The 17255-nt window shown below is 66.8% G+C and carries 17 protein-coding genes; 10 read left to right on the top strand and 7 right to left on the bottom strand.

From position 1 onward, the window contains the following. Window positions 1-124: 124 nt before the first annotated feature. Window positions 125-1498 carry an exodeoxyribonuclease VII large subunit gene (gene xseA / locus HY57_RS13930; protein WP_019465966.1) on the bottom strand — a complete coding sequence of 458 codons (1374 nt, stop codon included), beginning with the start codon at window positions 1496-1498 and terminating at the stop codon, window positions 125-127. A 125-nt stretch (window positions 1499-1623) separates the two neighbouring features. Beyond that, window positions 1624-3078, bottom strand: coding sequence for a phospholipase D-like domain-containing protein (locus HY57_RS13925; protein ID WP_019465967.1), 1455 nt, complete (start codon window positions 3076-3078; stop codon window positions 1624-1626). A gap of 96 nt (window positions 3079-3174) precedes the next feature. Between HY57_RS13925 and HY57_RS13920 the strand changes: the two genes are divergently transcribed. Next, window positions 3175-5187, top strand: a complete 2013-nt coding sequence (locus HY57_RS13920; protein ID WP_019465968.1) for an acetyl-CoA hydrolase/transferase C-terminal domain-containing protein — start codon at window positions 3175-3177, stop codon at window positions 5185-5187. Here HY57_RS13920 and HY57_RS13915 read toward each other — a convergent pair. Beyond that, window positions 5135-5872, bottom strand: coding sequence for a Crp/Fnr family transcriptional regulator (locus HY57_RS13915; RefSeq protein ID WP_051821644.1), 738 nt, complete (start codon window positions 5870-5872; stop codon window positions 5135-5137). The two genes, HY57_RS13920 and HY57_RS13915, sit on opposite strands and share 53 nt — an antisense overlap. A gap of 177 nt (window positions 5873-6049) precedes the next feature. Here HY57_RS13915 and ispG point away from each other — a divergent pair, with 177 nt between their 5' ends. The 8 genes from ispG to HY57_RS13875 all read left to right on the top strand — a co-directional run bounded on the left by ispG (window position 6050) and on the right by HY57_RS13875 (window position 12025). Continuing rightward, a complete protein-coding gene (ispG, locus tag HY57_RS13910; protein ID WP_019464648.1) occupies window positions 6050-7306 on the top strand; it encodes a flavodoxin-dependent (E)-4-hydroxy-3-methylbut-2-enyl-diphosphate synthase in 1257 nt (418 codons plus the stop codon). Window positions 7307-7313: 7 nt separating this feature from the next. Continuing rightward, the gene (locus HY57_RS13905; protein ID WP_019464647.1) at window positions 7314-8042 is read left to right on the top strand and encodes a class I SAM-dependent methyltransferase; all 729 of its coding nucleotides are present in this window, start codon (window positions 7314-7316) and stop codon (window positions 8040-8042) included. Next, entirely contained in the window at window positions 7999-8292 is a 294-nt protein-coding gene (locus HY57_RS13900; RefSeq protein ID WP_081500607.1) for a DUF1905 domain-containing protein, read from the top strand. The genes HY57_RS13905 and HY57_RS13900 overlap by 44 nt, the downstream gene beginning before the upstream one ends. A 112-nt stretch (window positions 8293-8404) precedes the next feature. Continuing rightward, window positions 8405-9217 (top strand): HD-GYP domain-containing protein, encoded by an 813-nt coding sequence (locus HY57_RS13895; RefSeq protein WP_038581106.1) that lies wholly within the window; start codon window positions 8405-8407, stop codon window positions 9215-9217. 75 nt (window positions 9218-9292) lie between these two features. Beyond that, window positions 9293-9694 (top strand): DUF350 domain-containing protein, encoded by a 402-nt coding sequence (locus tag HY57_RS13890; RefSeq protein WP_019464644.1) that lies wholly within the window; start codon window positions 9293-9295, stop codon window positions 9692-9694. Window positions 9695-9700: 6 nt separating this feature from the next. Then, a complete protein-coding gene (locus HY57_RS13885) occupies window positions 9701-10171 on the top strand; it encodes a hypothetical protein (RefSeq protein WP_019464643.1) in 471 nt (156 codons plus the stop codon). A gap of 3 nt (window positions 10172-10174) precedes the next feature. Continuing rightward, window positions 10175-11278: a glutathionylspermidine synthase family protein gene (locus HY57_RS13880; RefSeq protein ID WP_019464642.1), complete on the top strand. Its 1104-nt coding sequence runs from the start codon at window positions 10175-10177 to the stop codon at window positions 11276-11278. 75 nt (window positions 11279-11353) lie between these two features. Beyond that, window positions 11354-12025, top strand: a complete 672-nt coding sequence (locus tag HY57_RS13875; protein ID WP_019464641.1) for a MarC family NAAT transporter — start codon at window positions 11354-11356, stop codon at window positions 12023-12025. A 6-nt stretch (window positions 12026-12031) separates the two neighbouring features. Here the strand turns inward: HY57_RS13875 and HY57_RS13870 are convergent, their stop codons facing one another. Beyond that, entirely contained in the window at window positions 12032-12991 is a 960-nt protein-coding gene (locus tag HY57_RS13870; RefSeq protein ID WP_019464640.1) for a GlxA family transcriptional regulator, read from the bottom strand. Window positions 12992-13104: 113 nt separating this feature from the next. Here HY57_RS13870 and HY57_RS13865 point away from each other — a divergent pair, with 113 nt between their 5' ends. Next, entirely contained in the window at window positions 13105-13743 is a 639-nt protein-coding gene (locus tag HY57_RS13865; RefSeq protein WP_019464639.1) for a cysteine hydrolase family protein, read from the top strand. Here HY57_RS13865 and aat read toward each other — a convergent pair. The 3 genes from aat to trxB all read right to left on the bottom strand — a co-directional run bounded on the left by aat (window position 13725) and on the right by trxB (window position 16923). Beyond that, window positions 13725-14459 carry a leucyl/phenylalanyl-tRNA--protein transferase gene (aat, locus tag HY57_RS13860; RefSeq protein ID WP_019464638.1) on the bottom strand — a complete coding sequence of 245 codons (735 nt, stop codon included), beginning with the start codon at window positions 14457-14459 and terminating at the stop codon, window positions 13725-13727. The two genes, HY57_RS13865 and aat, sit on opposite strands and share 19 nt — an antisense overlap. A 236-nt stretch (window positions 14460-14695) precedes the next feature. Further along, window positions 14696-15838 carry a GNAT family N-acetyltransferase gene (locus tag HY57_RS13855; RefSeq protein ID WP_019464637.1) on the bottom strand — a complete coding sequence of 381 codons (1143 nt, stop codon included), beginning with the start codon at window positions 15836-15838 and terminating at the stop codon, window positions 14696-14698. A 119-nt stretch (window positions 15839-15957) separates the two neighbouring features. After that, window positions 15958-16923 (bottom strand): thioredoxin-disulfide reductase, encoded by a 966-nt coding sequence (trxB, locus tag HY57_RS13850; protein ID WP_019464636.1) that lies wholly within the window; start codon window positions 16921-16923, stop codon window positions 15958-15960. Window positions 16924-17255: the final 332 nt, after the last annotated feature.

The following is a 17255-nucleotide window of genomic DNA, read 5'->3' as shown; positions in this document are numbered from 1 at the left end:
AGGATGCAGTACGGCTCGTTCACGGCATGTGAGGTGAGGCAAGAGCCGTCGCGCACAGGGTGCGCTCCCACAAGTGCGCGGTACTCCTGCGGGAGCGCACCCTGTGCGCGACTCGGACTCGCGACTACGTGTCTTTCTTCGTCACCATCAGCGGCAACTCGCCATCCGCCAGCCGCGCCCGCAATGGGGTGCCTGCGTCCACACCTGCCGCAGAGCGCAAAACCTTGCCGTCCTTGTCGAACAGGATGGCATAGCCGCGCTCCAGCGTGGCCAGCGGGTTGATGGCGTGCAACGCGCGGCCGGACTGCCGAAGGTTGAGCTGCTCGCGTTCGAGCTTGCGCTCGATGGCGTGACGCAGGCGCTGCATCAATTCAGCCGAGCGGCGTTGCAGCAGCGTCAGGCGCAGTCTTGGGTGCTGGGCGAGGAGTTGTGCATGCACACGCTCCAGTCGGTTCCGGCGGAGCTGCGTCTGTTCGCGCTGCACGCCCAGCAGGCGGCGATGCAGGTGGGTCAGGCGCTCGCGATCGCGCGCCAGACGTGCCTGCGGCCGCTGAGCCTGCAGGCGCGCGAAAAGGTGGTCGACGCGCTGGATGCGTGCCTGTAGCCGTCGTTGTTCCAACGTGACGAGCCGCTGCTGCAGTTGGCCGAGATGGCGATGCAGTGCATGGGCGTCCGGTACCAGCAGCTCGGCGGCGGCCGACGGCGTGGGTGCGCGCAGGTCGGCCACGAAGTCGGCGATGCTGAAGTCGATCTCATGGCCCACGGCCGACACCACCGGCACCGCGCTGGCATGGATGGCGCGTGCCACCTGTTCGTCGTTGAAGGCCCACAGGTCTTCCAGTGACCCTCCGCCACGCGTCAGCAGCAAGGCGTCGTAGCGTCCGCTGGTTGAAGCCTTGCGCAACATCTGCACGATGGCGGGTGGTGCCTCGCGTCCCTGCACGGGGACAGGCAGCACCTCCACGTCGACCAGTGGCCAGCGTCGCGACATCACGCTGAGCACGTCGCGGATGGCGGCGCCGGTGGGCGAGGTGATCACGCCGATCCGGCGCGCGTAGCGGGGCAGGGGCCGCTTGCGGGCGGGGTCGAACAGGCCTTCGGCATCCAGCCGCGCCTTGAGCTGCTCGAACTCGCGCTGCAGCGCGCCTTCGCCGGCCGGCTCCATATGTTCCGCGACCAGCTGGAATTCGCCGCGTGGCTCGTAGAGCCCGACACGCGCCCGCACCAGCACGTGCATGCCGTCGGCCGGACGGAATTTCAGCCACGTGCTCTTGGGGCGGAACATGGCGCAACGCACCTGGGCGCTGGCGTCCTTCAGGGTGAAATAGATGTGTCCCGACGCGGGGCGGGCGACGTTGGACAGCTCGCCTTCGATCCAGATCAGCGGCAGCGCGTCTTCCAGCAGATCCCGCACCAGCCGGTTGAGCGAGCTGGGGGTGAGGATCTGGCGGGACGGCGGGCCGACCTGGTCGGAGCTGTAATCGTCTGGCGAGCGCATGAAGGGGCGAGCCTAACATGAGATTCGTCCCGCGAATGCAGGGATTACATCCGCTTGGCCCACCTAGCGTAGCCCCGGCCTAAGGCATGGTTTCTATCTTTATGTATTAGCTAAAGATTGTGCATTCAGGTTTCGTCTTCCTGTTCGACGGTGAGCTGTCTGAACCGCTGGCGCAGCCGCCAGGCCCGAATCCCGAAGTTCAGCGCGAACCACATGGCCACCACGCCCAGCGGCCAGCCTATGACGGCGGGCCAGAAGATGGCCACGGCCGCAAGCACGAGCAGCGCGAGTACACCGGCCAACAGCGGTCCGGTGGTGGTGTCTCCCAGTACCCGGCGATCCGTCAACGCTGCCCCCACCGTATTAGCGATGCGCAGGGCACCGGCTGCCGCGCGTCCTGAGCTGCCGCCCATGGGGCCGGCGCGGGGTGTTCGTTCCTGGCTGCTTCGCACGTGATCCGCATGGCGGCGCCAGCGGCTGGGGGTGAGCACGATCTCGGTGGCGCCCCGCAGGTCGCGCTCGTATTGCTCGGCAAGTTGTCCGGCGAAGCCGGCGTCTTCCACGGCCACGTCGATCTCGCGGTTGCTCAGCCAACTGGCGATATTGAGGTTGGATGAGCCCACCCGCGCCCACAGGCCATCGGCCACGGCGGTCTTGGCGTGCAGCATGGAGCCATTCCATTCGAACACGCGGATGCCTGCCTTCAGCAGGGGGCGATAGCCCGAGCGCGACATGCCGGCCACCATGGGGATATCGCTGCTGCCCGGCACCAGCAGGCGCACGTCCACGCCATCGCGCGCGGCGGCGGCCAGTGCCTGCACGTATGGGGCGACGCCGACGAAGTACGCGTCCGTCAGCCACAGCGTCTTGCGCGCCATGGCGGCGATCAACTGGTCGAGGCGGTACATGCCGGCCGTGGCGGGCTGGGTTGCGATAACGCGAAGCGCCACCTTGCCGGCAGGGATGTTCGCGGGGGCGGGTGCCAGGGGCGGCAGCGGCGTGCCGATGCTTGCCCAGCTCTCGGCAAAGGCCTGCTCCAGTTCGATCACCGCAGGGCCCTGCAGGGCGACGCCGGTGTCTCGCCAGGGCGCTATGCCCTTGGCCGGGTCGCCCAGCCATTTTTCGCTGATGCACACGCCGGACAGGAAACCTTGCGCGCCATCAACCACCAGCAGCTTGCGGTGATCGCGGCTGATCCAGCCAAACGGTTGCCCCAGTTGCGGGGGATTGAACGCGCGCACCTGTCCGCCGGCAATGCGCAACGGTGCCCAGAAGCTGTCCCGCGACTGGCCCTTGCAGCCAAGCCAGTCGTAGACCACCGCTACGAACACGCCGCGCCGCGCGCATTCGACCAGGGCGTCGCGGAAGGCGCGGCCCACGGCGTCGTTGCGGATGATGTAGTTCTCCAGCAGCACGCGTTCCTTCGCGCCACGGATCGCGGCCAGCCATGCTTCGAAATGGGCGGCGGCGTCGATCAGCAACTCAACGTGATTGCCGGCCAGCAACGGCGCGCCTGCGGCGCGGCTCAACGCCTGTTCGGCAAGCAGGCGGGCATGGAAGGGTGCGGCGGGTCGACTCATGGCCGGGAGTGTAGGGCATGCGTTCGGGGCGTCTTCAAGCCGTATTCACTTCTGCCATGTCACCAATACGCAACATCGACTCGGCCGTATCGCTCCATGTCGCCAGAGCAATGTCATACCGACACCGAAACATGCGCACAGCAGATCGCCGAAAGGATCGGCCCTGACCTGCGCGTCGCCGCTCCTCTCGGGCTGGGCAAGCCCCATGAATTGCTCAACGCGCTCTATCGCCTGACCAAGGCCGATACGTCGCGCTCGCTGTCGCTCTACACCGCGCTGTCGTTGACGCGCCCACACCCCGCACCCGGGCTGGAGGCGCGCTTCGTGAAGCCGTTCGTGGAGCGGCATTTCGGTGCGGATGCGGTGGATCCCGAATACGCGGTGGACCAGGCGCGCAACCAGTTGCCGTCCAACGTGGCGGTGCACGAGTTCTACATGCAGTCGGGCGCGCTGCTGCATTCGGGCAGTGCGCAGCGCAACTACATCAGCCAGAACTACACGCACGTGGCGCGCGACCTCGCCGTGCAGGACATCAACCTGCTCGTGCAACTGGTGGCGCGCCGCGAAACACCGGAAGGCGTGCGCTACAGTCTTTCCTGCAACCCGGACCTGACGTTCGATTTCATCGATCGCGTGGTGCAGTCCGGCAAGCCGCGGCCGCTGTGCGTGGCCGTGGTGCATCCGGACCTGCCGTACATCACCGGGCACGCCGAAGTGGGGCGAGAGTATTTCGACGTTGAACTGCGTCCTGACACTTCCCCGCCGTTGTTTGCCCTGCCGCGCCAGCCCATCGACCTCGTCGAGTACGCGCTGGGCATGCACGCCAGCGCCCTGGTGCGCGACGGTGGCTGTCTGCAGATCGGCATCGGCGCCTTGTCCGATGCCCTGGTGTGTGGCCTGCGCTGGCGGCAGGAAGACAACACGCAGTGGCGCCGCGCGCTGGTGGCGCTCGATCCGCGCGGCAGCACGCACGCGCTCGCGGCCCGCATGGGCGGGCTCGCACCGTTTCGCACCGGCCTGTATGGCGCCAGCGAAATGGTGATGGACGGTTTCATGCACCTGCAGCGCGCAGGCATCCTCAAGCGTCGCGCGTGGGACAACATGGCGCTGGAGCGCGCCGCCGCGGCCGGGCGCCTGTCGCCGGGCACGCCGGGCGGGCACTATTTGCGGGGCGCGTTCTTCCTGGGCTCACGCGAGCTGTATCGCTGGCTTGCCGAGCTGGATGCGAGCGACCCGGATGCGCTGGACATGTGCCGCGTCTCCAACGTCAATCAGCTGTACGGCGACCACCAGATGCTGGCGTCGCTGCAGCGACGCGGCGCGCGATTCTTCAACACCTGCATGATGGCGACGCTGCTGGGTTCGGCGGTGTCGGACGGTCTCGAAAACGGCGACGTGGTGAGCGGCGTGGGTGGTCAGTACAACTTCGTGGCGATGGCGCACGAGTTGCCTGATGGCCGGTCGGTGCTGATGCTGCGCTCGACCCGGCAAGGGTCTGGCGGCGTCGAAACCAATATCCGTTGGAACTATGGCCACACGACCATCGCGCGCCATCTGCGCGACCTGTACGTGACCGAATACGGCGTGGCCGACCTGCGTGGCAAGACCGACAGCGAATGCGTGGAGGCGATGCTTTCCATTGCCGATGCGCGTTTCATCGACGCCCTGTGCGCGGAGGCAAAGGCGCATGGCAAGCTGGCGGCGGATTTCCAGATTCCCGAGCGCTGGCGCAACAATCGTCCCGAGCACCTGCAACAGGTATTGGCGCCGTGGCGATTGAAAGGGCAGTTGCCGCCCTTTCCGTTCGGCAGCGATTTCACCGAGGTGGAGCAGCGCCTGCTGCCTGCGCTGGACTGGCTCAAGCGGCGCAGCACCACCTGGCGTGGCAAGGCGGAGCTCGTTCGCGCCGTGGTGGCTCCGGGCCATGCGGTCGGTGGCGAGGACGAGGCCGTCGATCGCATGGGCCTGGCTCGTCCGTCTGGCCTGGGCGAGCGCGTTCAGCGCCGGCTGCTGCAGGCTGCCCTGCGGCAGGCAGCCAGGCCGGGGGCGGAAGCGGTCAGTGCATCAACAGCGACTGCCCCTGCGTCCGCAACGCCGGAAGATCGGTGATGTGCAGGCCCAGGCGATCAGCCCGCACCCAGCCACGCTCGCGGAAGCGGCCGAGCAGGCGGCTGATCGTCTCCGTGGTCAGGCGCAGATGATTGCCGATATCGGCGCGGGACATCGGTAGCGGCAGGTAATCCGACGGCAGGCCGAGCACGGCCCGCCGGTCGCGCAGGTCGACCAGGAAGGCGGCGAAGCGTTCCTCGGCCATGTAGTTGCCGCTGCTGAGCTGCAGACGCGAAATGCGCTGGCTCGCCGACTGCACGAGATGCCACGGCACTTCCGGTTGCTGGGTGGCGACCTGGCGCACGGCCGGGTAGGGGAAGCGGCAGAACTGCGTCTTGCCCAGCGCCACCACGGCGTTGTCGTGCACTTCGCGCTCCATGGCGTCCAGGCCGATCACTTCGCCGGGCAGGTGGAAGGCGAGCACCTGCTCGCGCCCCGCCACGTCGACGGCCACGGTCTTGGCCATGCCCGTCTGCACCGCATAGAGCGCGCGGAAGGGTGACATGGGGCGATAGAGGTATTCGCCCGTGCGCATGGGGCCGACGCGCTCTGCGATATGGCGAAGCCCTGACAGTTCGGGGCGGTCATAGCCGCTGGCCTGGCAGACGGCGGCGTGGCCGCAGCCGGCGCAGGAGGGCGAGGGCGCCATGCGCTGGGCGCCATCCTGGCGGGAGCTCTGGAGCATGGGGTGCACTCCTGTTTTCGTGCGTGGGGACAGGGTTCCATGATCCTTGTTCAGGGCATAAGAGTGTTCTTATGTGCGGTTTTGCCGCATCGCGTACCCCGCTGCGACGCTTGCTAGGGAGTGTCCGGCGGTTCGGGTATTCTCTTCCCGTTGCCGTCCCACCACTCGATTCCCACCATGAGCGATACGACTCCTTCCCCGCGTCCCGCCCTGTCCGCCCCGCGCCGCCCCAGTGTCGGCGTCAAGATCGGCAAGATCACGGTGGGTGGCGGCGCGCCCATCGTGGTGCAGTCGATGACCAACACCGACACCGAGGACCCGGCCAGCACCGCCAAGCAGATCGCCGAGCTGGCGCGCGCCGGCTCCGAGCTGGTCCGCATCACGGTGAACACGCCTGCCGCCGCCGCCGCCGTGCCGCGCATCCGCGACAAGCTGGCCATGATGGGCGTGGACGTGCCGATCATCGGTGACTTCCACTACAACGGCCATCAATTGCTGGAAGCCGAGCCGGCCTGTGCCGAGGCGTTGGCCAAGTACCGCATCAACCCCGGCAACGTCGGTTTCGGCAAGAAGAAGGACACGCAGTTCGCGTCCATCATCGAGATGGCGTTGCGCTATGAGAAACCCGTGCGCATCGGTGCCAACTGGGGCTCGCTCGACCAGAGCATGGTCGCCACGCTGATGGACGAGAACCATCAGCGCGCCGAGCCGTGGGATGCCTCGCACGTGGCTCGCGAGGCGCTGATCCGTTCCGCGCTCGACTCGGCCAAGCGCGCCGAGGAGATCGGCCTGCCGCGCGATCGCATCATCCTCTCGTGCAAGGTGTCGGGCGTGCAGGAGTTGATCGCGGTGTACCGCGACATCGCCGGGCGCTGCGATTACGCGTTGCACCTGGGCCTGACCGAGGCCGGCATGGGGTCCAAGGGCATCACCGCTTCCTCGGCGGCGCTGGCGGTGCTGCTGCAGGAAGGCATCGGCGACACCATCCGCATTTCGCTCACGCCTGAGCCGGGCGCCTCCCGCACCGGCGAAGTGATCGTGGCGCAGGAGCTGTTGCAGACCATGGGGCTGCGTGCGTTCACGCCCCTGGTCACGGCCTGCCCGGGTTGCGGGCGCACCACCAGCGAGTTCTTCCAGGTGCTGGCGCGCACCGTGCAGGATCACGTGCGCGAGCAGATGCCGCTGTGGCGCGTGAAGTACGACGGTGTGGAAAACCTTACGCTGGCCGTGATGGGCTGCGTGGTCAATGGTCCCGGCGAATCCAAGCACGCAAATATTGGCATTTCGCTGCCGGGCAATGGCGAGGCGCCGTCGGCCCCGGTGTTCATCGATGGGCAGAAGGCGATGACGCTGCGTGGCGATCACATCGCCAGCGAATTCATCGGCATCCTCGACAACTACGTGGCGTCCAAGTACGCCAGCCGCGCGGGCTGAGTTCCGCGTGCCTGCCAGCGCGAGCGAGGACCAGATCCTCGACGCCTGGCATGCGAACGCGCACGCCTGGGAGCGTGCCGTTCGCGAAGGACGCATCGAAAGCCGCCGGCTGGTGACGGACCGGGCCATCCTGGAGACCGTGCGGTCGCATGAGCCCCGCACGGTGATCGACGTGGGGTGCGGCGAAGGCTGGCTGGCCCGGGCGCTGGCTGCCGAAGGGGTGCGCGTGCTGGGGGTGGATGCCGTTCCGGCGCTGGTCGAGGCGGCGCGATCCCGGGGCGGTGGTGAGTTCCGTGTGCTCTCGTATGACGACCTGGCGGCCGGCTTGCTCGACGAGCGGGCCGACGTGGTGGTGTGCAATTTTTCCCTGCTCGGCGGCTCTTCCGTCGATGCCTTGCTTGCCGCCGTGCCGCGCCTGCTGGCGCGGGGCGGTGTGCTGATGGTCCAGACGCTGCACCCGCTGATGGCGGAGGCGGGGCCGTATGCCGACGGTTGGCGGGAGGGCTCCTGGGCGGGTTGCGGGGAGGGCTTTGGCCGGCCCGCGCCCTGGTATTTCCGCACCCTGGCCGGCTGGGTGGCCGCTTTCGACCGGGCGGGTCTTTGCCTCCGGGATCTCAAGGAGCCAACCCATCCTCACACTGGGCGCCCCGCGTCCGTTATCTTCTTGGCGGGGGTACGCCAGGGGGACGGGGATGAACAGGCATCGCGCCGTAGCGTTTCGCGCCACCGTACATAACGACCAGCGGCCATGGTTGGTGCCGCTGCCGTTCGATCCGGTCAGCCAGTGGTCCACGCCGGCACGTCCGCTGTGGAAGTGCGGGCACGGCCATCGGGTTCGCGGCAGCCTCAACGGGCAGGATTTCCGCGGCGCCGTGGTCGAGCGTTCGGGCACGTTCTGGCTGCAGCTGGAGGAAGCCTCCGGTGCCGCTCCATCGCTGGGGCGCGGCCAGTGGGTCGACGTGCTGATCGAGCCTGAAGACACCTGACAGATAGTTGCGAACCGCGTGGCAGCCGGCGCGTGGCGGCGGGCGTATGCTCCCTCGTGCCGTACATGCGCTGGTGTCCGGCTGTCGAAGCGGCGGGGGAGATGCGGTGACGGTGAAGCCCCAATTTCGCATTGTTGCCATCTATGTCGTGGTGGCTTTGCTGTGGGTGTTCTTCTCTGATCGCCTGCTGCTTTCGTTCGAGATGGATACGCGCACCCTGAGCCTCCTGCATACGATCAAGGGGTGCTTCTACGTGGTGGTCACCGGCGCGCTGTTGTATTGGCTGATTGGCCGCGACGTCCGCCGCATGGATCGCCTCAACCACCTGCTGCTCACCGGCAACGAGCAGTCGCTGCGCGCGCTGGTGTCGGCGATGGATGTTCGCCACAAGGAAACGCGCGACCATTCCGAGCGCGTCATGCGCATGACCGTGGCATTGGCCCGGCGCGTGGGATTGGAGGGCGATGCGCTCCGGCACGTGCGCTTCGGCGCCTTGTTGCACGACATCGGCAAGCTGGCCTTGCCCGACGCGGTGTTGATCAAGCCCGGTCCGCTCACGCCAGAGGAAACGCTGCTGATGCGCAGGCACCCCGCGCTCGGCCGGGACCTGCTCATGCGCACCGCGTTCCTGCGCCCGGCCATCGACATTCCCTTTGCGCACCATGAGCGTTGGGACGGCACGGGCTATCCGCGTGGCTTGCGCGGCGAGGATATCCCGCTGGCCGCCCGTCTCTTCAGCGTCGTCGACGTATGGGATGCGCTGAGTTTTCCGCGTGTCTACAAGCCGGCGTGGCCGGAGCTGGAAGTCATCGAGTATCTGCGCGATGCGGCGGGTGGCCAGCTCGATCCAAGCATCGTCGCGCTGTTCCTGGAACATTACGACGAGCTCAAGGACATCGGCCTGGGGCAGCTGTCGCCGGATTGACACGGACGACGACACGGCCATCCGGTGCGCTACACTGCGCCGTCGCCCGGGAGGGGCGGAACCAGGGGAAACACGGTGCTGCCGGATCTTTCAACGCTGCCCGCCTTCGCAGCGTACTTCGGGTTGGGTGTCCTTTTCCTGGCCATTTTCTGCACGGTGCACATCTGGCTGACGCCGCAGCGCGAGATGGCGCTTATCCGCCATGGCAACCAGGCGGCAGCGATCAGTCTTGGCGGTGCGCTGATCGGCTTCATCGCGCCCTTGGTCAGTGCCATGTCGCACAGCGTGAACCTGCTCGACCTGGCCTTGTGGGGGTTAGTGGCACTGGTCGTGCAGTGGCTGGCGCATCAAGCCATTCACCTGCTCATCCGTGACCTCGCCACGCAGATCGAGGAAGACAATCGCGCCGTGGCCATATTCGCGGCGGTGATCGCCATCGCCGTTGGCCTGGTCAACGCCGCGGCCATGACGTGGTGACCGCGGATGGGTGCTGACGACAAGAAGGGCCCGTCGCACGAACTTCGCACCGCAACGAAGCCGGTGCAGCGCCGTGATGCGCAGTTCCGTCCGGTTCCGCCGCGCAACCAGAAGCGTTCGTTCGCGGTGCCGTTGATCGCACTGGGCGGTGCCACGCTGGTCGGGCTTTCCATGCTTGGCCGTGGGCACGATGTGCAGCGCAATCGTTACGACAGCTACGAAGACTGCGTGCACGACTACTCCAGCGGGCAATGCCAGATCGACAATGCGGTGAGCGGGCCTTCCGGAGGCCTGCACTATTACGGTCCGTGGTATCGCAGTGGCGGTACGGTCCAGGGTGATCCGGGGCCGGGGCGCACGCTGGCGTCAGGTGGCCGTCTTGCCGGTAGCGAAGGTTTCGGCGGGCCGCGCAGCGTCGAGCTGGGGACGCGCGGCGGCTTCGGCTCCACCGGTCGCGTGTCGGCACGGGCGAGCTGATCGATGCGGCGCATCGCGAGCACGCCGCGCGCCGATGGGCGGCAGCGGCTGGAAGCACAGGGCTTCCGTTTCCACACCATCGATGGCGAGCCGTACTGGCGCGAGGACGTCTGCTACGTTTTCGACGCGGACCAGATCGATGTGCTGGAAGCGGCTACGAACGAATTGCACGCATTGTGCCTGGAGGCCGTCGACCGCGTGGTGCGCCACGCGCGCTATGCGGACCTTGGGCTGGACGAGCGCGCCGCCACGCTGATCGAGCGCAGCTGGTGGGATCGCGAGCCGGCGCTGTACGGGCGCATGGACCTGTCCTGCGACGGTGCATCGCCGCCGCGCCTGCTCGAGTACAACGCCGACACGCCCACCGCCTTGTTCGAAGCGTCCGTGGCGCAGTGGTATTGGCTGCAGGACACGGCACCCGACGCCGACCAGTTCAACTCCATCCACGAGGCCTTGGTGGAACGCTGGCGGACGCTGCCACCGGCTTCGCACGTCCACTTCGCCGCCTGCTACGAAAGCACGGAAGATGCCCTGACCTGCGACTACCTGGTCGATACCTGCCTGCAGGCGGGCCACCGCGCGACCGCGCTCGACGTGGAGCAGGTCGGCTGGTCGGGGAAGGACTTCATCGACCTGGACAACGCGCCCATCGAGCGGCTGTTCAAGCTTTATCCATGGGAGTGGATGCTGGCCGAACCATTCGCGCAGCATCTTCCGCAGACCCGGCTGCGCTGGTTCGAGCCGGCATGGAAGATGGTGCTGTCGAACAAGGCCATCCTGCCGTTGCTATGGGAGTTCTTCCCGGGCCATCCGAACCTGTTGCCGGCCAGTCGCCGGCGCGGTGACCTGCAGGGTGCCGTGGTGCGCAAGCCGTACTGGGGCAGGGAAGGCGCGGGCGTCGTGGTGCTGGATGCAGGGAGCGCCGAAGGGCCGGTTACCGAGCCGTGCATCTACCAAGCCTTCTCGCCACTGCCGGTATTCGACGGACGGCATGCCCTCGTGGGCTCCTGGGTGGTGGGCGACAACGCCGTTGGCATCGGCCTGCGCGAGGATGACGATCGCGTGACCCGCAACACGAGCTGCTTCGTGCCCCACCTGTTCCGTTGAGGCCGCTGCGTCAGCACTGTCTGGCGGAAGGCCGGAGCAGGTAGTCTTGGCGCAGGCCCCAGGAAGAGGACGCCGATGCTCGCTTTCCTCGATTATGTTGCTTTCGGTTTGCTGGGTCTGTTGCCCATCGCCAATCCGCTGACCAGTGCGACGGTGCTGCTGGCGCTTACCGGGCGCTACCCCGACGCGGAGCGCAACCGGCAGATCAATCGCGCGACGATGTTTGTCTCTATCGTGTTGCTGGTCTGCTTCTACGCGGGCAATGCGGTCATCAGCGGGTTCGGCATTTCCATCCCTGGTCTGCGCCTGGCGGGTGGGTTGATCGTCAGCTATATCGGCTTCGGCATGTTGTTCCCGCCCGCGCATGCCAAGGAGGGCGAGGTGCAGGCGGAGATGGCGGGGGATGAGGCGAGCGCCAGGCTGCCGGATGTGTCCTTCATTCCGCTGACCATGCCTTGCACCACCGGGCCGGGCACCATTGCCTTCATCATCAGCGCGGCATCGTCCATCCCCGGCGGCAGGCTCACGCCGATGGTGCACGCGGTGGCGCTGACGACCACGGTGTTGTTCGCGCTGGTGTTCTGGCTGTGCCTGCGCGGCGCCACGCGCATCATGCGTTTCCTGGGCGAAACCGGCATCGATGCGCTGGCACGCCTCATGGGGTTCCTGCTGGTGTGTATCGGTGTGCAGTTCGCCATCAATGGCGTGCATGACCTGCTGACGGCATGGGGCTTTATTGCCGTGTGACGCGCGTCATTCGCGCATGGCGCAAAACGTGCGCCGATAGTTGGCTGGCGATGTGCGGTAGGCGCGCTGGAACTGCTGGCGCAGCGTCACCGGCGAACCCAGTCCGATATCGGCCGCAATGCGCTCCAGCGGCAACCGCGTGGTTTCCAGCAACCGCTGCGCTTCGGCAAGGCGTTGCGCGAGCAGCCAGTCGCCGAAGCTGCCGCCGGTCAGCTGGCGGAAATGACGGGTGAAGCTGCGCCGGCTCATGGCGGCCTTTTCGGCGATGGTGTCGAGGTCGTGTTCTTCCTGCAGGTGCCGCTGCACGTGTTCGAGCAGGCGGGCCATGCGATGGTCGCCGGGTGCGTCGGGCAGGGGCCTCTCGATGAACTGTGCCTGCCCGCCGCCGCGCACCGGCGGAACCACCATGCGTCGCGCCACCCGATTGGCCGCCTCGGCACCCAGCATCTGGCGGACGATGTGCAGGCAGCAATCGATGCCCGCCGCCGCGCCAGCGGAAGTCACGACCTGGCCTTCGTCCACGTACAGCACGTCGGCGTCCACGGTGATGTCGGGAAAGCGATGCACCAAGGCTTCAGCCCAGGCCCAGTGGGTGGTCGCACGCCGGCCATCGAGCAGGCCGGCATGGGCGAGCACGTAGGCGCCAAGGCAAAGGCCGACGATGCGCTTGCCGCGTGCCGCCGCCCTTCGCAGTTGCGCCAGCAGTTCGGTCGGCGGCGTTTCGTCCGGATCGCGCCAGGAGGGCACGATGATGATGTCCGACCGTCCCAGTTCGTCCAGCCCATAGGGCGTGCCGATGGTGAAGCCTGAGGCGCTGTGGAGCTGCCGGCCTTCCGCGGAGCACACGCGTAGGCGGAACGGCGACTTTCCCTCCGGGGTCGGCGACTGGAATACCCCGCAAGGGACCGCGAGGTGAAAGGGCAGGATGCCCTCGAAGGCGACGACAGCGATGCGTATCGCACTCATGGCTGGGTTTCCGTTGGCCCGATACCATCGATTATTGTCCTTCGGGCCACTCGTTGGCCAGTGGCTTCGGGCGCACCATGGACACATCCTTCAACGCAACAGGGAGTTGTGCCATGTCCACCCAGCCGCGCCGCGCCGTCATCGTGGTCGATGTCCAGAATGAATACTTCACGGGCAATCTGCAGATCGAATACCCGCCTTCCTCGCAGTCGCTGGCGCACATTGCCCGCATCATGGATGCCGCCACGGCGGCCGGTGTTCCGGTGGTGGTGATCCAGCAGGACTCGCCCGCCGATGCGCCGGCGTTTGCCGTGGGCAGCGACGGCTGGCAGTTGCATGCCGAGATCGGCCGCCGTCACCGCGATGCCTTGTTCCACAAACCGCTGCCCAGTGCGTTCAGTGGCACGGCCCTGGGCGAGTGGCTGGAGCAGCACGGCATCGATACGGTGACCGTGGTCGGTTACATGACGCATAACTGCGACGACACCACCATCAAGCATGCCTTCGATCGCGGGATGGACGTTGAATTCGTCCACGATGCATCCGGGGCGGTGTCCTATGCCAATCGCGCGGGCTATGCCAGCGCCGAGGAAATCCATCGTGTCTACAGTGTGGTGCAGCAGTCGCGTTTCGCGGCGGTGTTGAGCACGGAGGAATGGTTGCACTCGCTGGCCTCGGGCGAGAAGCCCGTGCGCGACAACATTCTGGATTCCTATCGCCGCGCGCAGGCCCGTCAGTCGGCGGCCGCTTGATCCACCAGTTGCGCCAGCGATGTAAAGCGAGCCCAGTTGCCGGGTTGCCCCGGCAGCCGGGCGAGCTGGGCGATGGTGCGCAGGAATTCGGTGCGCGGGTATTCGACGGCGCCCAGCTGCAGCAAGTGCGCGTTGGTGACCTGCGCGTCGATCCAGGGGAAATCCCAGCATCGCAGCAGCCTGGCGAGTGCCATCAAGGCGACGCGGGAGCCGCCGCTTTCACGGCTGAACATGGATTCGCCACAGAACAGGCGTCCCACCGCGATGCCGTAAATGCCGCCGACGAGCCGGTCGTGTTCCCACACTTCGACGCTGTGCGCATGGCCCAGCGCGTGGAGTTGCTCGTAGGCCGAGACCATCGCGGGCACGATCCAGGTGCCGCTCTGGCCGGGGCGTGGCGCCGCGCACGCCTCCACGACATCGCGGAAGGCGTGGTCGATGGTGATGCGCCAGTCCACCTGTGCCAGGCGGCGGCGCAAGCTCCGGTTGGGTACGAGCGCGCGGGTGTGGAACACGCAACGTGGATCGGGCGACCACCACAGCAGCGGCTCATCCTCGTTGAACCATGGAAAGATGCCCTGCGCGTAGGCCGCCAGCAGACGCTTGGGCGACAGATCCCCGCCGAAGGCCAATAGGCCGTTCGGATCGTTCAGCGCCTTGCGCGGATCAGGAAAGTGTTCCGGCCTGGTCGCGTCGAGCAGGGGCAGTCGGATCATGGGCGTCGGGCAGAGGTCGGGTGAATCCGGGAGGACCGGTACATGCTACCGGCATGGCCCTGTGGTTAGCATGCCCCACCGTCACCGGCCCAAAGGTCCGGCATGCGTCGTCGTTGCTTGTGGCGGATAAAGCGGGTCGCGCCCGTGGCAATGGCGTCGTCGACCGGTAGCAACCTGCCGTTTGGCGTGGGGCTGGATGGCGACGGCAAGGTGGCCGGCATGCCATCGGCTAGGCGTCAGGTCCCCGGGGCGTGCGCGTAGGGGCTGTGTTGCAGCAGCTCCCGGGCGTACTCGTCCATGGCTTCGGCCTCGCGCAACATCGCCTGCTGCACGGCGTCGCGGAAGCTGCGATTGACCAGATAGTGCCGTGAATGGGTTCGCACCGGAAGAAAGCCGCGCGCGAGCTTGTGCTCGCCCTGGGCGCCGGGCTCGAAGCGCTGCAGGCCATGGCGAATCGCATGCTCGATGCCCTGGTAATAACACAGCTCGAAGTGCAGGCCCGGTACGTCGAGCTCGGCACCCCAGTAGCGACCGTACAAGGTGTCGCTGCTTTGCAGGAACAGGGCCATGGCGACGATGTGTTCCCCGTGGCGGGCAAGCGCCACCTGCACGCTGTCGCCCAGCGTGTCGCCCATGCCCTGGAACATGGGGCGCGTCAGCGCGGCGTGGTTGCCCTTGGCGTCGAAAGTGGCTTCATAGAGTGTGTGGATCTGCCGCCATTCATCGGCGCCGAGCGTGCCGCCGCCGCGCATCTCGATGGATAGCCCCGCCTGCGCCACGTGTGCGCGTTCCTGGCGGATGTTCTTCCGCTTCTTGTGGTTGAGTGCACCGAGGAAACCGGCAAAGTCCGCGTAACCCCGGTTGTGCCAGTGAAACTGCACGTCGGAGCGGTTGATCCAGGGCCCATCGAAAGCGGCCAGTTCGTCGTCGCGCAGAAAATTGGCGTGCACGGACGAGAGGTTCATGCGCTCGGCGAAATGGCGCATGGCGCTCGTCAGTGCCTGCTGTCGTTCGGCGGTGCGTGCACCGCGGCCCGCGAGCAGGCGCGGACCGGGCACGGGCGAGTAGGGCACGGCATTGAGCAGCTTGGGATAGTAGTCGCCACCCGCGCGCTCCCAGGCGCTGGCCCAGCTCCAGTCGAACACGAACTCGCCATGCGAGTTGCCTTTGAGATACAGCGGCGCGGCGGCGATCAGTTCGCCGTCTTCGTAAAGGCCGAGATGGTGCGCTTGCCAGCCCCCGTCGGGGCGGACGCAGCCGGTGCGCTCCAGCAGTGCCAGGAAGGCGTGCGAGACAAAAGGGTTGTCGTCGGGGCGAAGCGCATCCCATGCCGCGGCAGGGATGCGCTCGATGCTGTCGTGGAAGCGGGCTTCGATCACGTCAGTCTCAAGTAGGCACCGTAAATCTTCACCCTTGCGCCCTTCTTGGGGTGCGCCGGAATGACGATCAAAAAACTTTGGGCGCGCCCGAATGAAGTTCACGGCGCGCCCAGAGGCCATCAGCTCGCCGGACCCTGCTGGTCCAGCCAGCGCTCGGCATCCAGCGCGGCCATGCAGCCGAAACCGGCCGAGGTGATGGCCTGGCGGTACACATGGTCGGCCACGTCGCCAGCGGCGAACACGCCCGGCACCGAGGTCATGGTGGCCATGCCGTTGAGGCCGCTGCGGATCTTGATGTAGCCGTCGTGCATGTCCAGCTGGCCATCGAAGATGCCGGTGTTCGGCGTATGGCCGATGGCGACGAAGAAGCCGGTGGCGGCGATGTCGCGCGTCTCGCCGGTGTTCACGTCCTTCACGCGCACGCCGGTCACGCCGGAGTTGTCACCCAGCACTTCGTCCACGCTGTGGTTCCATACCAGCTCGATCTTGCCGGCAGCCGCCTTGTCGAACAGCTTGTCCTGCATGATCTTCTCGGCGCGCAGCTTGTCGCGGCGGTGCACGAGATAGACCTTGCTGCAGATGTTGGACAGGTACAGCGCCTCTTCCACGGCGGTGTTGCCGCCGCCGATGACCACTACTTCCTGCTCGCGGAAGAAGAAGCCGTCGCAGGTGGCGCAGGCGGACACGCCTTTACCCTTGAAGTGCTCTTCGCTGGCGATGCCCAGATACTTGGCCGTGGCGCCGGTGGCGATGATGAGCGCGTCGCAGGTGTATTCACCCGAGTCGCCCTTCAGGCGGAACGGGCGCTGCTTCAGGTCCACGCTGTGGATGTGGTCGAACACCATCTGCGTCTCGAAACGCTCCGCATGCTGCGCCATGCGCTGCATCAGCTCCGGACCCTGCACGCCCTTGTCGTCGCCCGGCCAGTTGTCCACCTCGGTGGTGGTCATCAGCTGGCCGCCCTGCTGCAGGCCGGTGACCAGCGTCGGCTTCAGGTTGGCGCGGGCAGCGTAGACGGCAGCGGTGTAGCCGGCGGGGCCGCTGCCCAGGATCAGCAGGCGGCTGTGCTTGGTGGATGCGTTCATGCGTTCCTTCTATCCGCCTTGTCGGCGGTGGTGTTCGTGGGTAATGGGGCTGGCCGGGGTGGCCTGGCCGCGTTTTGGCGCGGTCGGCCGCTGATCGGCCCAATATGGGGTCGGTCAGCTGGTTTTCAGTGCGACGGGGTGTATCTCTTTGACTTTACGGCAACTATGCCGTGGCAGCCGGCCTGAGTGGTGCGGCGGTCGTGTCGAAGTGATTGGCCCATCATCGTCATCATTCCTCGGGTTTGCTGGCGACTTGTACGGTCATTCGCTCCATCGCCTGCGACGGTTTCCCGCTGCCGCGCCGGGTGGGTGGAGCGGGGCGTCCGAACCCG

The organism is Dyella japonica A8 (assembly GCF_000725385.1).
In the GTDB taxonomy this organism is placed as follows: domain Bacteria; phylum Pseudomonadota; class Gammaproteobacteria; order Xanthomonadales; family Rhodanobacteraceae; genus Dyella; species Dyella japonica_C.
The sequence above is the reverse complement of the archived record's forward strand: the minus strand, read 5'-3'. Positions and strand labels throughout refer to the sequence as shown.

What these genes read in the sequence shown, in the direction of transcription:
- HY57_RS13875 (WP_019464641.1), top strand. Translation starts at nt 11,354, where the DNA reads ATGCTCGCTTTCCTCGATTATGTTGCTTTCGGTTTGCTGGGTCTGTTG.
- HY57_RS13915 (WP_051821644.1), bottom strand. Translation starts at nt 5,872, where the DNA reads ATGCTCCAGAGCTCCCGCCAGGATGGCGCCCAGCGCATGGCGCCCTCG.
- HY57_RS13920 (WP_019465968.1), top strand. Translation starts at nt 3,175, where the DNA reads ATGTCGCCAGAGCAATGTCATACCGACACCGAAACATGCGCACAGCAG.
- xseA (WP_019465966.1), bottom strand. Translation starts at nt 1,498, where the DNA reads ATGCGCTCGCCAGACGATTACAGCTCCGACCAGGTCGGCCCGCCGTCC.
- HY57_RS13885 (WP_019464643.1), top strand. Translation starts at nt 9,701, where the DNA reads ATGGGTGCTGACGACAAGAAGGGCCCGTCGCACGAACTTCGCACCGCA.
- ispG (WP_019464648.1), top strand. Translation starts at nt 6,050, where the DNA reads ATGAGCGATACGACTCCTTCCCCGCGTCCCGCCCTGTCCGCCCCGCGC.
- HY57_RS13865 (WP_019464639.1), top strand. Translation starts at nt 13,105, where the DNA reads ATGTCCACCCAGCCGCGCCGCGCCGTCATCGTGGTCGATGTCCAGAAT.
- aat (WP_019464638.1), bottom strand. Translation starts at nt 14,459, where the DNA reads ATGATCCGACTGCCCCTGCTCGACGCGACCAGGCCGGAACACTTTCCT.
- HY57_RS13925 (WP_019465967.1), bottom strand. Translation starts at nt 3,078, where the DNA reads ATGAGTCGACCCGCCGCACCCTTCCATGCCCGCCTGCTTGCCGAACAG.
- HY57_RS13900 (WP_081500607.1), top strand. Translation starts at nt 7,999, where the DNA reads ATGAACAGGCATCGCGCCGTAGCGTTTCGCGCCACCGTACATAACGAC.
- HY57_RS13870 (WP_019464640.1), bottom strand. Translation starts at nt 12,991, where the DNA reads ATGAGTGCGATACGCATCGCTGTCGTCGCCTTCGAGGGCATCCTGCCC.
- trxB (WP_019464636.1), bottom strand. Translation starts at nt 16,923, where the DNA reads ATGAACGCATCCACCAAGCACAGCCGCCTGCTGATCCTGGGCAGCGGC.
- HY57_RS13880 (WP_019464642.1), top strand. Translation starts at nt 10,175, where the DNA reads ATGCGGCGCATCGCGAGCACGCCGCGCGCCGATGGGCGGCAGCGGCTG.